The 14,706-nt window shown below is 70.2% G+C and carries 17 protein-coding genes; 9 read left to right on the top strand and 8 right to left on the bottom strand.

Features of this window, described 5'->3' with window-relative positions; all coding sequences use genetic code 11:
• Positions 1-14 precede the first annotated feature (14 nt).
• Complete coding sequence (locus tag ABN273_RS47790; RefSeq protein WP_055507219.1) at positions 15-419, top strand: DUF742 domain-containing protein; 405 nt, start codon at positions 15-17, stop codon at positions 417-419.
• Positions 400-978, top strand: a complete 579-nt coding sequence (locus ABN273_RS47785; protein WP_349456264.1) for a GTP-binding protein — start codon at positions 400-402, stop codon at positions 976-978. The genes ABN273_RS47790 and ABN273_RS47785 overlap by 20 nt, the downstream gene beginning before the upstream one ends.
• A gap of 80 nt (positions 979-1,058) precedes the next feature.
• On the opposite strand, the gene ABN273_RS47780 is transcribed toward ABN273_RS47785, so the two are convergent.
• Complete coding sequence (locus tag ABN273_RS47780; RefSeq protein ID WP_349456263.1) at positions 1,059-1,841, bottom strand: oxidoreductase; 783 nt, start codon at positions 1,839-1,841, stop codon at positions 1,059-1,061.
• A gap of 72 nt (positions 1,842-1,913) precedes the next feature.
• Positions 1,914-2,492, bottom strand: a complete 579-nt coding sequence (locus ABN273_RS47775) for a TetR/AcrR family transcriptional regulator (RefSeq protein ID WP_349456262.1) — start codon at positions 2,490-2,492, stop codon at positions 1,914-1,916.
• Positions 2,493-2,600: 108 nt separating this feature from the next.
• Between ABN273_RS47775 and ABN273_RS47770 the strand changes: the two genes are divergently transcribed.
• Complete coding sequence (locus ABN273_RS47770) at positions 2,601-4,013, top strand: glycoside hydrolase family 6 protein (RefSeq protein WP_349456261.1); 1,413 nt, start codon at positions 2,601-2,603, stop codon at positions 4,011-4,013.
• Positions 4,014-4,055: 42 nt separating this feature from the next.
• Here the strand turns inward: ABN273_RS47770 and ABN273_RS47765 are convergent, their stop codons facing one another.
• The 3 genes from ABN273_RS47765 to ABN273_RS47755 form a co-directional block, all read right to left on the bottom strand.
• Complete coding sequence (locus ABN273_RS47765; protein ID WP_349456260.1) at positions 4,056-4,943, bottom strand: HpcH/HpaI aldolase/citrate lyase family protein; 888 nt, start codon at positions 4,941-4,943, stop codon at positions 4,056-4,058.
• Positions 4,933-6,156 (bottom strand): CaiB/BaiF CoA transferase family protein, encoded by a 1,224-nt coding sequence (locus ABN273_RS47760; protein ID WP_349456259.1) that lies wholly within the window; start codon positions 6,154-6,156, stop codon positions 4,933-4,935. The genes ABN273_RS47765 and ABN273_RS47760 overlap by 11 nt, the downstream gene beginning before the upstream one ends.
• Positions 6,157-6,370: 214 nt before the next feature.
• Positions 6,371-7,303 carry a LysR family transcriptional regulator gene (locus ABN273_RS47755; RefSeq protein WP_349456258.1) on the bottom strand — a complete coding sequence of 311 codons (933 nt, stop codon included), beginning with the start codon at positions 7,301-7,303 and terminating at the stop codon, positions 6,371-6,373.
• Positions 7,304-7,453: 150 nt separating this feature from the next.
• Here ABN273_RS47755 and ABN273_RS47750 point away from each other — a divergent pair, with 150 nt between their 5' ends.
• Genes ABN273_RS47750 through ABN273_RS47740 form a run of 3 tightly spaced genes read left to right on the top strand, consistent with a single transcriptional unit; the run spans position 7,454 to position 10,477 of the window.
• Positions 7,454-8,758, top strand: coding sequence for a CitMHS family transporter (locus ABN273_RS47750; protein ID WP_349456257.1), 1,305 nt, complete (start codon positions 7,454-7,456; stop codon positions 8,756-8,758).
• A 32-nt stretch (positions 8,759-8,790) separates the two neighbouring features.
• Positions 8,791-10,302 carry a CocE/NonD family hydrolase gene (locus ABN273_RS47745; RefSeq protein WP_349456255.1) on the top strand — a complete coding sequence of 504 codons (1,512 nt, stop codon included), beginning with the start codon at positions 8,791-8,793 and terminating at the stop codon, positions 10,300-10,302.
• Positions 10,303-10,330: 28 nt separating this feature from the next.
• Positions 10,331-10,477, top strand: coding sequence for a hypothetical protein (locus ABN273_RS47740; protein ID WP_349456254.1), 147 nt, complete (start codon positions 10,331-10,333; stop codon positions 10,475-10,477).
• Between the two features lie 100 nt (positions 10,478-10,577).
• On the opposite strand, the gene ABN273_RS47735 is transcribed toward ABN273_RS47740, so the two are convergent.
• A complete protein-coding gene (locus tag ABN273_RS47735; RefSeq protein WP_349456252.1) occupies positions 10,578-11,036 on the bottom strand; it encodes a MarR family winged helix-turn-helix transcriptional regulator in 459 nt (152 codons plus the stop codon).
• An 84-nt stretch (positions 11,037-11,120) separates the two neighbouring features.
• Between ABN273_RS47735 and ABN273_RS47730 the strand changes: the two genes are divergently transcribed.
• Positions 11,121-11,492 (top strand): VOC family protein, encoded by a 372-nt coding sequence (locus tag ABN273_RS47730; protein ID WP_502911246.1) that lies wholly within the window; start codon positions 11,121-11,123, stop codon positions 11,490-11,492.
• Here the strand turns inward: ABN273_RS47730 and ABN273_RS47725 are convergent.
• Both ABN273_RS47725 and ABN273_RS47720 read right to left on the bottom strand, forming a co-directional pair.
• Positions 11,473-11,613 carry a hypothetical protein gene (locus tag ABN273_RS47725; RefSeq protein ID WP_349456251.1) on the bottom strand — a complete coding sequence of 47 codons (141 nt, stop codon included), beginning with the start codon at positions 11,611-11,613 and terminating at the stop codon, positions 11,473-11,475. The genes ABN273_RS47730 and ABN273_RS47725 overlap by 20 nt on opposite strands.
• Positions 11,610-12,374 carry an ABC transporter permease gene (locus ABN273_RS47720; protein WP_349456250.1) on the bottom strand — a complete coding sequence of 255 codons (765 nt, stop codon included), beginning with the start codon at positions 12,372-12,374 and terminating at the stop codon, positions 11,610-11,612. The genes ABN273_RS47725 and ABN273_RS47720 overlap by 4 nt, the downstream gene beginning before the upstream one ends.
• 186 nt (positions 12,375-12,560) lie before the next feature.
• Here ABN273_RS47720 and sbnA point away from each other — a divergent pair, with 186 nt between their 5' ends.
• Positions 12,561-13,589, top strand: a complete 1,029-nt coding sequence (gene sbnA / locus ABN273_RS47715; protein WP_349456249.1) for a 2,3-diaminopropionate biosynthesis protein SbnA — start codon at positions 12,561-12,563, stop codon at positions 13,587-13,589.
• 58 nt (positions 13,590-13,647) lie between these two features.
• Complete coding sequence (gene sbnB / locus ABN273_RS47710; protein ID WP_349456248.1) at positions 13,648-14,685, top strand: 2,3-diaminopropionate biosynthesis protein SbnB; 1,038 nt, start codon at positions 13,648-13,650, stop codon at positions 14,683-14,685.
• Positions 14,686-14,706: the final 21 nt, after the last annotated feature.

Genomic DNA, 14,706 nt, shown 5'->3' with positions numbered 1-14,706 from the left:
GGTGACAGGAGATCATGGTGTCAGGTCAGGGTTGGGCTGGTGATAGTACTCCGCCGCATCCGGCGGCTCCCCGTCCGCAGAAGCCGAGCTCCCTGGTACGGCCCTATGCCGTGACCGGGGGGCGTACCGCGCCGCGGATGAAGTTCGCCATGGAGGCATTGGTGTCCTCCGTGACGTCGGAATATCAAGACATTTCTCTACTTAGTCCGGAGTATCAGGCGATCATCCAGCTGACCCGGAACGTCCGGTCGGTTGCCGAGATCTCCGCCCTCTTACGGCAGCCCCTTGGCGTGGTCCGGGTGCTGATTGCCGACATGGCGTCGGAGGGCCTGATCCGTGTGCACCAGCCTGCGCTGGACGCCGGAAAGCCGGACCTGAACTTGCTCGAAAGGGTGCTCAGTGGACTTCGCAGGCTCTAGCCCCGGCCTAACTTCGACGAAGATCGTCGTGGCCGGAGGCTTCGGCGTGGGGAAGACGACGTTCGTTGGTGCGGTCTCGGAGATCCTGCCGCTCACCACCGAAGCGGTCATGACGGACGCTTCGGCACACGTGGACGACGTCTCCCTCACGCCCAACAAGACCACCACGACCGTGGCCATGGACTTCGGCCGGGTCTCCCTCGACCGTGACCTGATCCTGTACCTGTTCGGCACGCCCGGACAGCACCGCTTCTGGTTCATGTGGGACGACCTCGTACGGGGCGCCATCGGCGCGGTCGTGCTTGTGGACACGCGCCGCCTCGCCGACAGCTTCCCGGCGATCGACTACTTCGAAGAGGCGAAGCTGCCGTTCGTGATCGGCATCAACGGCTGGGACGGGCAGTTCGCGCACTCGGAGGAGGAACTCCGCGAGGCCTTGTCGATCGGTGGGCACATCCCGATCGTCCGCCTGGACGCGCGGCAGCGGGAGTCGGTGAAGGCCACCCTGATCACCCTGGTGGAACACGCCCTGACCCGCCACATGCACACCCCGGTGTAGTCTCCCGGCGGCGATGCAGGTTTCTCGGCGGCCCCCCACGCGCGTGGGGGGCCGCCTCGCGTTTCGGTGCTGATCGGCCTTCAGAGGGTCTTGACGGTGCCGCCGTCGATGACGTGGTCGGCGCCCGTGATGTTGGCGGCGACATCCGACAGAAGGAACGCGATCAGGGCGGCCACCTCCCGGGGCTCGGTGATCCGGCCGGTGGTGATGCCGAACGCCGCCGGGATCTGCTCGAGGAAGGCGGCGTGCTCGGCTCCCGCCAGAGCCGCCACCTTGCCGCCGAAGCCGTCCGGATCGTCCCAGATGGCGGTACGGACGACGCCGGGCGAGACGGTGTTGACCCGGACGCCCCGCGGCCCGAACTCCTCGGCGAGGGACTTGCCGAGCGCGGCCAGCGCGGCCTTGGCGGCGCTGTAGGCGACGGGGCCGGCGGCCGGGAGCCTGGAGTTGATGGACGAGACGTTGACCACCGATCCACGCCGCTCGATCAGGCTGGGCAGGGCGGCCCGGGTGACGCGTACGGCGCTGAGCAGGTTGATGTCGAAGATGGCGGCCCATTCGGCGTCACCGGTGTCGAGGAATCCGACGGGCTCGACGGCGTCGCCGCCGCCGACGTTGTTCACCAGCAGGTCGATGCCGCCCAGCTGGGCGAGCGCCGTCTCCATGAGGGTGGCGACCCCGTCCGCGGTGCTCAGGTCGGCCGGTACCGCGACGGCTCCCGACTTCTCCAACTCGGGGGTGACGGTGCGGGCGGCGCCGACCACGCGTACCCCCTCGGCGATCAGGGTTTGCACCGTGGCCAGCCCGATGCCCCGGCTGGCACCGGTGACGACGGCGGTCTTGGCGTGCAGGTTGAGCTCCATGAGCTGCTCCAATTCTTGAACTGCAGGTACAAAAAATAGGCATGCTGAAGGTCCCGGCATGGCGGGCGGGACTCAGAGGGAGTCGATGACCGCGTCGATCACTCTGTCGAGGCGGTCCGGCCCGTCGGCGACGCGCGCGATCAGGCGCATGCCGACGACGGTGTTCAGCAGCAGGCTCCCGAGCGCGTGAGCGTCGCGGTCGGCGGCGATCTCTCCGCCGCGCTGGCCCTCTTCGATCAGCGCGCGGAAGGCGTCCTCGGTGCGGTCGAGCATGCGGCGTACGAGTCGCGCCGCACTCTCGTCCGCCCGCCCCAGCTCCGCGGCGGTGTTGACGGCCATGCAGCCGCGCCGGTCGGGATCGGCCAGGTCCAGCTCGGCCAGCAGGCGCAGTGCCCCGCGCAGACGGTCTTTCACGGGTCCCGGCTCTTCCAGCATCTCGATCAGCGCCGCCGCCTGGCTGTCGCGGTAACGGCCCAGCGCCGCCTCGAACAGGGCGTGCTTGCTGCCGAAGGTGTTGTAGAGGCTGCCCTTGCCGATGCCGAGCGCGTCGACCAGGTCCTGTGGTGTGGTGGCGCCGTAGCCCTTACGCCAGAACACGTCCATGGCCTGGTCGACGGCCACGTCCGGATCGAACTGCTTCGGCCTTCCCATGGCCATGACCGTAGCACTTTCTTGACCTGGAGGTCAAAATCCGATCCCTTGACCTCTGCCAGGCCGGTCGGTGATGATCAACGGCGACTCCCGCCGAAAGGTGATCACGTGCGATTAATCGCAGGCGCAACCGCCGCCTTATCCGCCGCCCTGACCGCCGTCCTCCTCGTTCCCCAGCCCGCCTCGGCGGCCACCCAGCTCATCGGGAACGGCGCCTTCACCAGCTCCACCACCCCCTGGGCCGCGATCGGCCAGACGACCGTCACTGCCGAGTCCGGATGGATGAAGGTGGCCGTGAAACAGGTCGTCGCGAACCCCTGGGACGCCATGGTGGCCGCGCCCACCACCGCCGCCCTGAACCCGGGCAAGAGCTACACGCTCTCGTTCGACGCCTACTCCACCACCGCCTTCAAGGCACGTGCCACCGTGCAGTACACGGCCACCCCGAGCGCCAACCAGTTGCTGGCCACGGACGTGCAGCTCACGACGGAGAGCAAGCGCTACAGCATCCCGTTCACCGCCGCGACCGCCACCGACACGGCCGCCGAGGTGACGTTCCAACTGGGCGGGTCCGGCGGGGCCCCGACGGTCCGCTTCGACAACGTGTCGCTGCTGGAGACGCAGACGACGCGGCCGACCGCCCTCTACGTGTCCCCCCTGTCGAACCCGGCCAGGTGGGCCGGCGACCCGGCGAACGACGGCGACACCGCGAAGGCCATCGCCGCCGACATCGCGAACGAGCCGATCTTCGAGTGGTTCGGCGGCTGGTTCGGCGACATCACGAAGGCCGTGGACGACTACGTCGGCGCGGCGCAGGCCCAGGACAAGCTGCCGATGCTGGTGGCGTACAACATCCCCAACCGGGACGCGTGCGGCGGGCAGTCGGGCGGCGGCGCCGGTGACGCGACCGGGTACCACAACTGGATCACCGAGTTCGCCAAGGCGATCGGCACCAGGCACGCGATCGTCGTGCTGGAGCCCGACGCGGTCGCCGCCGCCGAATGCGTCACCAAGTTCGGCAAGGACCCCGAGGACCAGTACCGGATGCTGCTGGACGCCACCCAGGTGCTGCGCGCCCAGGCCCCCAACGCTTGGGTCTACCTGGACGCGGCCAACGCCACCTGGCACGCGCCCGACAAGATGGCGCCGCTGCTGGTCAAGTCGGGCATCGCCAACACCCGCGGCTTCTCCGTGAACGTGTCCAACTACTTCACCACCGTTGACTCCGAGACGTACTCCGTCGCGGTCAACGGCTACCTGTCTGGCACCGTGGGCACCAAGAAGTACGTGATCGACACCAGCCGCAACGGCAACGGTCCTTATGAGGACGACACGCCTGGGGACAACTGGTGCAACCCGCCCGGTCGCAAGCTCGGCACCCCTCCGATCAGGCAGTTGAGCGGCGCCGAGTACCTCTTCTGGGTCAAGGTGCCCGGTGACTCCGACGGCCAGTGCGGCATCTCCGACGAGCCGGCCGGGACGTTCGATCCCGACCTGGCGATGGCACTGATCAACGGCTGACCTGTATTCAGACGGCCGGGCCCGCTCAACGGCCCGGCCGGTTCATCGGCCCCGTTCCGCAATGTGGCGGGCCAGGAGGGCGCGGGCCGTCGCGGCCATGGCCTCGTCGACCATCTCGCCCTCGAACGTCACCGCCCCCGCTCCGCCGGCCTGGGCCGCCTCCACGGCCGCGATCAGCCGGGCGTGACGGGCCAGCTCATCGGGGGAAGGGGAGAACGCCGCGTTGATGACGGGGATGTGGGAGGGGTGGATCGCCATCATGCCCTCGTACCCGAGCGAGCGGTTCTGCTCGGCGAAGGCACGCAGCCCGTCCATGTCGCCGATGCTCGTCCACAGGCCCGCCACCGGGTTGGGCGTCCCGGCCGCGCGTACGTCCAGGAGCACCCGGGAACGCAGGCCCAGCGTGCTCTCCAGACTCCATCGGTAGCCGACGGCGCGGGCCACGTCGCCGCCGGGCGCGGTCACGGCGCCGAGGTAGGCGACGCGGGGGGCCGCCCGGGCGATCTCGTACGCCTCGCGCAGCGCGCAGGCCGTCTCCAGCAGCGGCACCAGGGCGAGGTGCCCCGGCGGCAGGCCGTGTTCGCGTTCGCACCAGCCGAGCAGCCGGTCCGCGACCCGTACGTCCTCGGGGCCGGCCACCTTGGGCAGCACGATCCCGGCGAGCCTTTCGTGCGCGACGGCACGCAGCTCCTCGGCCCCCGCCCAGCCGTCCAGCGGGTTGGCGCGGACGAACAGGGCCATGCGCCCGTCGAACGCGGCCACCGCCGCGGCCACCCGGCGACGTGCCTCGGCCTTGCCGTCCGCCGGGACCGCGTCCTCGAGGTCGAGGATCGCCGCGTCCGCCCCCGCCGCCTCCGCCTTGGCCAGCCAGTCCGTCCTCGTGCCCGGGACGAAGAGCAGGGAACGGAGGGGGAGCCGCTCAGATGACACCTTGCTGCTCCAGGTCGGCCAGCTCGTCCTCGCCGAGCCCGAGCCAGCCGTGGTAGACGAGGCGGTTGTCCTGCCCCAGCTCGGGGCCGGTGCGCCAGACCTTCCCCGGTCGGCGGTGGAAGTGGGGGATCACGCCCTGCATGCGTACGGGGCCGAGGTCGGCGTCGTCGACGGTGATGATGTCGCCGCGTTCGGCGTAGACCGGGTCGGCGACGATGTCGGCGGCCGTGAACACCCGGGAGGCCACCACCTCGGCGCGGGCGAACTCCTCCAGGCACTCGTCGGTGGTCCGCGCGGCCACCCACTCCCGCAGGCCCTTGTCCAGGGCCTCCCGGCCCGCGTGCTGCTGTGCCGAGGTGGCGAAGTCCTCCTCGGGCAGGCCGAGCAGGCTGGCCACGTTGCGTACCGAACGGAGGGTCGCGGACGTCACGGTGATCCATTCACCGTCGCGCGACCGGTAGGTGTTGATCACCGCGGCGGGCGCCACGGCCAGCTGGTTGCCCGCCCGTTCGGGCACGGCGCCGAGCTGGTCGTACGTGATGATCTGCCACTCGATCAGCCGGTACAGGGGCTCGAAGAGGGCCAGGTCGATCCACTCGCCGTCGAACTCGGGGTCGCTCGCCCGGCGGTGGAGCGCGGCGAGCACGGCGTACGCACCCATCAGCCCCGTGACCGCGTCCCCATGGGAGAACCCGGTGTGCACGGGAGGCCCGTCGGGGAACCCGGTCAGGTGCACCACCCCGCTCCTGGCCTCGCCCATCTTGCCGAAGCCCGGCTCGTTCGCGCGCGAGGAGGTCGCCCCGAACCCGGAGATCTGCAGCAGGATCGCCGCGGGGTTGATCCGGTGCACGGCCTCCCAGTCCAGCTCCCAGTCACGCAGCCGCCCGGCCCGCAGGGTCACGATCACGACGTCCGCCCAGGCGACGAGCCGGTGGGCGATCTCCCGTCCGGCCGCGTGGTGCAGGTCGAGGGTGACGGAACGCTTGTTGCGCCCGGCGACCTTGAACCACAGGGGTACGCCGTCCCGTACGGGACCCATCGCGCGGGCGGCGTCACCGGCGCCGGGGGCCTCCACGTGCACCACGTCCGCACCCTGGTCGGCGAGCATGGAGCCGGCCATCGGCCCGGCCACCACGTGCGCGAACTCCACCACCTTCAGCCCGCGCAACTGCCCCTGACCGGCCCCGCCCGTGTCCTGCCCTGTGCCTGTCACCCGCGCTCCTTCGCCTCCCGATCGCGACTGCGGTCGTTTCATCCTGCCGAGGCGGTGAAATGCGTGTCCAGCACAAGAAAGCCATCATTCAATGCGCTTTCCACATAAATCCTCACCTCGCACGCCCGCGGCGGATCACCACACTGCGCCGCCGACGCGCGCTGAGGTCCCTCGGGGGTGGTCGAGTCCGGGCGGCGGGGACGTGGGGGCGGCGTCAGTCGCGGTTCCAGGAGACGCCCAGGGGCAGGTCGCGCAGTTCGCGGCGGAACGAGTCGAGCAGGTCGAGGAACGCGCCGGTCGCCAGCGGCAGCGTGCGGCGGGCGCGGACGACGACGTCGAGGCGCCGGTCCACGACGGGATCGGCGAGCGGCCGGTACACCAGCGGCGACCCCGACCCGATCAGCGGCAGCACCAGGGCGGGCATCGCCGAGACGCCGAGCCCCGCCGCGACGAGCCCGCCCACCGTCGCCACGCTCCCCGCCTCCGCCGCGAGCGTCACGGAAGCCCCGGCCTGGGCGAAGGCCGCGTCCGTGAGCCGCCGCACACTCGACTCCGGCCCGACCGCGAGGAACGGCTCCCGCGCCAGTTCCTCCCACGTGACGTGCTCCTGCGCGGTGAGCGGGTGGTGCTCGGGCAGCACGGCATGGAAGCGGTCCCTGATCAGCGGGCGGTGTTCGAGCTGCTCGGATGCGGCGCCGACCGTGGAGATCGCGAAGTCCGCGTCTCCCGAGAGGACCCGGCCGAGCACCACCTGCTCCAGACCGTCCATGATCCGCAACGCCACCATGGGCCGCCGCCGCCGGAAGTCGGAGATCACCTGGGGCAGCAGCACCGCGGCCACCGACGGCAGCGTGGCCACCGCCACCACGCCGGACTCGCCGAGCAGGTAGCGCTCCAGCTCCTTCATGCCCGAGCGGTGGGCGGACACGATCTGCTCGGCCACCCGCAGCGTCTCCACCCCGGCCGCGGTCAGCTGCACGTTGCGGGTGTCGCGCTCCAGCAGTTGCGCGCCGAGCAGCCGCTCCAGCTCCGCCACCGCGCGGCTGAGCGACGACTGCGACACGTGCATCTCGGCCGCCGCCGCGGTGAAGCTCGACGCTCTGGCCACGGCGGCGTACGCGGCCAGGAGCCGCAGGTTCGCCTCCATGGCGGTGAGCATAGACCGACACTGTTGCGCAGAACGCATGGATAAATGTTGCTTTGATGCTGGACCTGGGTTTTCGGCGCTCGGAAACTCTTCCGTAACACTCCGGCACGTCACCCCCAGCGAGCCGGGCTAGGAAGAAGGCGAACATCGATGCTGGCAGCCCTGGGATTCACCACGATCGTTCTGTTCCTGCTGCTCACCATGACCAAGCGCGTGTCGGTCCTGATCGCTCTGGTGCTGATCCCGGTCCTGGCCGCGCTGGCCGGGGGCTTCGGCGGCGAGCTGGGGAAGATGATCCTCGACGGGCTGGGCAAGGTCGCGCCGACCGGCATCATGATCGCGTTCGCGGTCCTGTACTTCAGCCTGATGATCGACGCCGGCCTCTTCGACCCGCTCATCTGCGGCATCCTGCGCCTGGCCAAGGGCGATCCGCTGCGCATCGCGGTCGGCACCGCCGTGCTCACCATGTGCGTGGCCCTCGACGGAGACGGCGCGTCGACGTTCCTCATCACGGTCTCGGCGCTGCTGCCGGTCTACCGGCGGCTCGGCATGAGCCCGCTGGTGCTGTCGGGCGTGGTCTGCCTGGGCGCCGGGGTCATGAACCTCATCCCCTGGGGCGGACCCACCGCCCGGGCGATGGCGGCGCTGAAGCTGGACAGTTCCCAGGTGTTCACGCCGGTCCTGCCCGCGATGGCGGCGGGCATCGTGTGGGTGCTGGTGGCGTCGTACCTGATCGGGCTGCGGGAACGCCGCCGCCTCGGCAAGCTGCCGTCCGCCGACGTGCCGGAAGAGCGCCTGGTCGGCGAGGGACCCGGCACCCAGCGGGCACCCGTGCACCCGGCTCTGACCGTCTTCAACCTGGTCCTCACCGTCGCCCTGCTGGTCGGGCTCGTGCTGCAGGTGATGCCGTTGCCGGTGCTGTTCGTGGTCGGGTTCGCCATCGCGCTGCTGGTCAACCACCCGACCTGGGAACGCCAGCAGGAGCTCCTGGAGCGGCACGGCAAGAGCGTCGTCCTGGTCACCACGATGATCTTCGCGGCCGGGGTGTTCACCGGCATCCTCACCGGCACCAAGATGATCAGCCACATGGCCTCCGCGTTCGTCGGCGTCATCCCCGACTCGCTCGGCGGGCACCTGCCGGTGCTCGTGGCGATCACGGGCATGCCGCTCAGTCTGGTGTTCACGCCCGACGCGTACTACTTCGGCGTCCTGCCGGTGCTCGCCGAGACCGTCAGCGGTTTCGGGGGCACGCCCGCCGAGGTCGCCAGGGCGGCCATCCTCGGCCAGATGACCACCGGGTTCCCGCTGAGCCCGCTCACCGCCTCCACGTTCATCCTGGTCGGGATGAGCGGCGTGCAACTGGGCGAGCACCAGCGCTTCATCTTCAAGTGGGCCTTCGCCACCACGCTCGTCATGACCGCGGTCGCGCTGCTCACCGGCGCCTTCTCCCTCTGAAACACCCTCCTCCCGACCTCAGAGGATCGCACGTGAGACCTGTCAAGATCATGGCCGCGCTGTCGGCCGCCTTCACCCTGACCTGCGGCCCCGCCGCCGCCACGACCGACACGCCGCTCCCGCCCGACCCCTTCTTCTCCTACGACCGCCCCGCCGAGTACGGCGTCCACAAGGAACGCATCACCGTACCCCTGCGTGACGGCAGCCACCTGGCCTGCGACCTGCACCGCCCCGCCGCCCCCGACGGCACGCCCGCCCCGGGCCGCTTCCCCGGCATCGTCTACGACTACAACGCCTACAACCAGCTGGAGGCCCAGGGCCGGGCCGCCGCGTACTTCGTCACCAGGGGTTACGTCGCGGCCGTCTGCAACGCCCGGGGGTCGGGCGACTCGCCCGGCCACCTCGACCCGTTCAGCCCCCAGGAGCAGCGCGACAACTACGACCTCATCGAGTGGCTGGCCGCCCAGCCCTGGTCCACGGGCCGGATCGGGCAGACGGGCGTCAGCTACGGCGGCCACTCCTCCCTGCTCGTCGCCGTCAACAAACCGCCCCATCTGGCCGCCGTCATCCCCGTGGACGGCATCAGCGACTGGTACGAGAACACCATCTACCGGGGCGGCATCTATTCGGCCCGGATCCGCGACTGGCAGCGCGCCACCGCTCCCGACACCCTGGTGACCTACGCCCAGCACCCGCTCTACGACGACTTCTGGCGCGGGCGCAGCGTCAAGTCGCGGTGGCAGGACCTCGACGTCCCCGTCCTGGAGATCGCCGGCTGGTACGACCGGTACCGCCAGGGCATGGTCGAGAACTTCCAGGCGCGCGAGCGCAACGTCTGGCTGGTGTCCGGCCCCTGGGTGCACGGCTGGCCGGCCGGGCAGCCGGCCGACATCGGCAACGGCGCCTACCTCGCCTGGTGGGACCGCTGGCTGGCCCGCCGCCCCGGCGCGCCGCTGCCCGCGGCCAAGGTGACCTCGTACGAGGTGCCGGGCGCGGGCTGGCGGCAGTTCGACAGCTGGCCGCCCGCCGGGACGCGGCAGGTCCGGCTGGGCCTGTCCGCCGACGGCAGCCTGTCAGCCGTCCCGGGGGCCGCGGCGACCCGTACGTTCGAGGTCAACACCAAGCCGGCAGCGGGCGGGCCGGGCCAGCGGCTGGAGTTCGCCACGGGGCCGTTCCCGCGCGACCTGGTCCTCGCCGGTGACGTCCAGGCCAAGGTACGGGCCTCGTTCACCGCGACCGACGGCAACCTCGCGGTCGTGGTGCAGGACGTCGCCCCCGACGGCACCGCGACCCGCATCACCCAGGGCTGGCTGAAGGCGAGCCACCGCTTCGGCCACGACCGCGCCGTCCCGGTGAGCCCGGGCAAGACGTACGACCTGGAGATCCGCACCTGGCCCACCCACTACCGCGTCGCGGCCGGGCACAGCATCCGCGTCACGGTGTCCAGCGACGACTACCCGGAGATCGACTCCGACGCCCCGGCGGGCCAGGTGTCGCTGAGACTCGGCCACGGCGGCTCGAACATCCGGCTGACCACGCTCTGACCTCCGCCGCCGTCCCGGTAGCCTGAACGTGGCCATCGCCGAACAGGCACTCGCGGCCGTGCGGGCGGGGATCTTCACCGTCGTGCCGGACGGCTGGGCCACCGGGATCACGCGGCGCCAGTGGCTGGCGACCGGCACCCAGCCAGACATGCCCACCGCAGACACCCGGCCATGACGCGCTGATGACGGCTCCCCTCGCCCGCTGAGCTCATCTCCGCCGGAACATATGGCGCTACTCTCGCCTCAGAGCTGAACGCCACATCGCGCTTGACGTTTCACCTGTCGAGTGCCGCCGCCATGTGATCGAGGTCGGCGAGGAGGTCGGCGAGGCGTTCCTCCGGGACGGCATCGGTCATGCGCTGGTCGATGGCGTAGACGGCGGAGCGTGCCGCCGCGAGGCGACGGTGGCCCTCCTCGGTGAGGTGGGCGGGCAGGGCGCGACCGTGGTCGGTGGTAACCGGCCGGGTTATCAGGCCGGTGTCCTGCAGTCCGCGAAGGACGACGTTCATGGACTGCCGCGTGACGAAGGTGCCGCGGGCCAGCTCGGCGTTGGACAGGCCGGGGCGCTGGTCGAGGAGTTCGAGGCAGGCGTACTGCGGCACGGTCAGGCCGTACTCGCGTAGTGCCCTGTCCATCGCGCTGCGCAGGGTCGCGGCGGTGCGCTTGAGGCGATATCCCAGGCGCTCGGTCACGTCGGCGGCCGGGGCGTGGCTGGAGGGAGTCCCATCATGCATGTCAGGAGTTTGACATAGAAGTACGGCACCGCCTATCTTCCTGGTATGTCAAAGTCCTGACATAATGTGATCGAGGAGTACTTCATGACTATCACCGTCAGCGGGCCGGACTTCATCGCTCTCCAGGTGCGCGATGTCGAGGCGGCTGCCGCTTTCTACGAGCAGCACCTCGGGCTGCGCCGGGCGCCTGCCTCGCCGCCCCACGCCGTGGTTTTCACCACCGAGCCCGTTCCGTTCGCCGTCCGCGAGCCGCTGCCGGGAGTGGATCTCGACGCCGTCGAGCGACCCGGCCTGGGGGTCGCCCTGTGGTTCCGGACCACTGACGCGCAGGCCCTGCACGACCGGCTCCACGCCGCCGGGGTCCCCATCGTCAAGGCACCTGAGGACGGCCCGTTCGGCAGGATGTTCACATTCGTCGGCCCTGAGGGCTACGTCATCACCGCGCACGGCGGCTGACCATGACCGCCATCGCCATCACCCCACTGTCGAGGTGGATCCGGTCGTCGGGGATGCCCGGCCGGAGTGACGTGCGAGGGTCGGCGTGCTCGGTGGACGGCGGGCCCTGGACGTAGGTCATTCTGGCCGTGGGGCTCTGCTGAGCTTGCCCCGGGCCACCAGTTCCAGCGCGAGCGCGACCGCCACCGACTCCACTACCAGCAGCGCGACCAGGACGAACAGCTGCACTGCCCCGGCCAGCAGCGGTGATGCGCCGCCGAGGAGCATGCCGATGAACGCGCCGGGAAGGGTGACCAGCCCGACGGTCCTGGTCTGGTCGAGCGCAGGGATCAGTGCCCCGGCCGCCGATGGCCGGGCGATCTCCAGCCGGGCATCCCGGTCCAGAAGCCCGATGGACAGCGCTGCTTCGACCTCTCCGTGCCGTAGTTCCAGCTCCTCCAGCGAGCGCCGCCCGGCGAGCACCGTCGCGGTCAACGCGCCTCCGATGAGGATGCCGGTGACGGGGATGAGCGCGATGCCTTTGAGCGGGACCAGCCCGACGGCTATGAGCGGCAGCACGACCGGGAACACGCCCGCGCCGATCGGCACGGCAGCCCACCACCAGGTGTGGTTCTTGGTGATCCGGCGGCCGGCCGTGCGGGTCGCCACCGCGAACATCACGGCCAGGAAGGCGAAGAGCAGCGGGCGCGAGTCGAATGTCCATCGGATGACGGCGACGACGGCGGCCAACTGCACGGTCGCCCGGAGGCTGGCGGTGAGGATGGCGCGGGCATGCCCGAGCCGGGCCAGCGCCGCCACCCCGGCGCCCACGACCAACAGCGCTGCGAGCGCGACGCCCAGAGTCGGGTTCACCGGGAGCAGCGTGGATGCCGATGCGGTCATGGAATCACCCCAAGGGCTCGCAGAGACATCAAGGCTTGGTCTCCGGGTCGGGCTCGGCCCAAAACTCCGCATCGCAGAGTGATCGGCACGATGCGGCATTGACAGGCACTAAGGATAGGCTTACCTTACATCGGGTGTGATCAGCTATCTACCCTCCGAACCGGGACATCGAGCCAAGGGAGCATCGTGACTGCCGAAGCAGCCGTCGATACCGCCCATCCATCCCCCGCCTACGAGTCGGTCCGTGAGTCGGTGTTCGACTGCGTGGGAAACACCCCGGTCGTCGCGCTGCGGCGGCTCTTCCCCGAGCCCGGCGTCGAGGTGCTGGCCAAGCTGGAGTTGATGAACCCCGGCGGCAGTATGAAGGACCGGTCGGCACGCCACATCATTGAGACCGGGCTCGCCGAGGGTTCCATCCCCCCGGGGAGCACGGTGGTGGAAAGCAGCTCGGGTAACTTCGGCATCGCGCTCGCGATGGCCGCGCGCATTCGCGGGTTGCGGTTCATCTGTGTCGTCGACCCCAAGACGACCAGCGCCAACCTGGCGCTGTTGCATCAGCTCGGCGCGACGGTCGAAATAGTGTCCGAGCCGGACGAAGCGGGCGGCTACCTGCACACCCGGATCCGGCGCGTCAAGGAGCTACTGGCCGAGGTCCCCGGCGCGATCTGGATCAACCAGTACGCCAACGACCGTAACTGGCAGGCCTTCTACCATGGCACTGGCGCCGAACTCGTCGAACAGCTGGTCCGGCCCCCGTCCTACCTGTTCGCGCCGGTGAGCACCACCGGCAGCATCCTTGGCTGCTCCCGCCGGCTCCGGGAACATTTCCCCGACCTGCGCGTGATCGCGGTCGACGCGGTCGGATCGGTGATCTTCGGCAGCGCACCCGCACGCCGCGAGATCCCCGGCATCGGGTCGAGCCGCGTCCCGGAACTGTTCCGGCCCGACGAGATCGACGACGTCGTCCATGTCGACGACGTGGAGGCCGCAGAAGCCTGCCGCGATCTGCTGGCCGCTGAAGGCATTTTCGCCGGCGGGTCGAGTGGCGCGGTGGTTGCGGCCATCCGGCGCGCCCTTCCCCGGCTGACCTCGCCCAGCCGCGTGCTGGCCATCTTCCCCGACCGCGGCGACCGCTACCTCGACCTCGTCTACGACGACGACTGGCTGGAGCGGATGCGCGCCGACAGGGCCCGGGCAACCGCAGCAGCCGGCTGACCCCTCGTCACCACCGCCTCGAAACCGCGCATTACCACCCCATTGCGAGGAGAATTCCATGACCGTTTCGACGACGCAGGCAGACGCAGGCAAGCCCCGCATCCTCTACCTCAGCCGCGGAGACGTCGCCTCGGTCGGCGGCGACCGTTCCGACCTCTACGTCCAGGCCCTGAACGACGCCCTGCAACTGCACGCCGAGGGCAAGACGGTCCAGCCGCTCAAGCCGTACCTGCGGGTGAACGGCAAGGAGGGGCACATCGCCGACCGGATCATCGCGATGCCCGCCCACGTGGGCGCGCCGGGAATATCCGGCCTGAAGTGGATCGGCAGCAAGCACGACAACCCGACGCGCGTCGGCCTGGAGCGTGCCAGCGCGGTGATCGTGCTGAACGACCCCGCCACGAACTACCCGATCGCCATCCTTGAGGGCAGCCTGATCAGCGCCTTGCGGACCGCCGCGGTGACCGTGCTCGGCGCCCGGCACCTGGCGCGGAAGGACTTCACCGACGTCGCGCTGATCGGCTGTGGTGTCATCGGCACCGCCCAGATCACCGCCCTGCTGGAGCAGTTCGGCCACATCACCACGGTGCACCTGTACGACCGCCAGCGGGCGGCCGCCGACGCACTCGCGGCCCGTATCACCGCGGAGTACCCGCAGGTCACCGTGAAGGTGGCCGACAGCGCCGAGGACGCCGTGCGCGCGGGCGACGTCGTGGTCCCCTGCACCGTCACCGACCAGCCCTACATCGAGGCCGCTTGGCTCAAGCGTGGGGCCTTCCTGTCCAACGTCTCCATCATGGACGTCCACAAGGACGTCTTCCTCGCCGCGGACAAGGTCGTCGTCGACGACTGGGAGCAGAGCAACCGCGAGAAGAAGATCATCAACCAGCTCGTGCTCGAAGGGAAGTTCTCGCGCGAGGCGCTGCACGCCGAGCTCGGTGAGATCCTGGCCGGGACGCGTCCCGGCCGCGAGAACGACGACGAGCTGATCGTGCTCAACCCCATGGGCATGGCCGTCGAGGACATCGCCTGCGCCGCCGAGGTGTACCGGCGGGCGGTCGACCAGGGCGCGGGCACCTGGCTGGACCTGTACTGACCATGCAGGTACTGAGGGTGC

It is taken from the genome of Nonomuraea sp. B19D2, assembly GCF_040137845.1.
Taxonomy (GTDB): domain Bacteria; phylum Actinomycetota; class Actinomycetes; order Streptosporangiales; family Streptosporangiaceae; genus Nonomuraea.
Note: the sequence above shows the minus strand (reverse complement) of the source record. Positions and strands in the feature narration are given on the sequence as shown.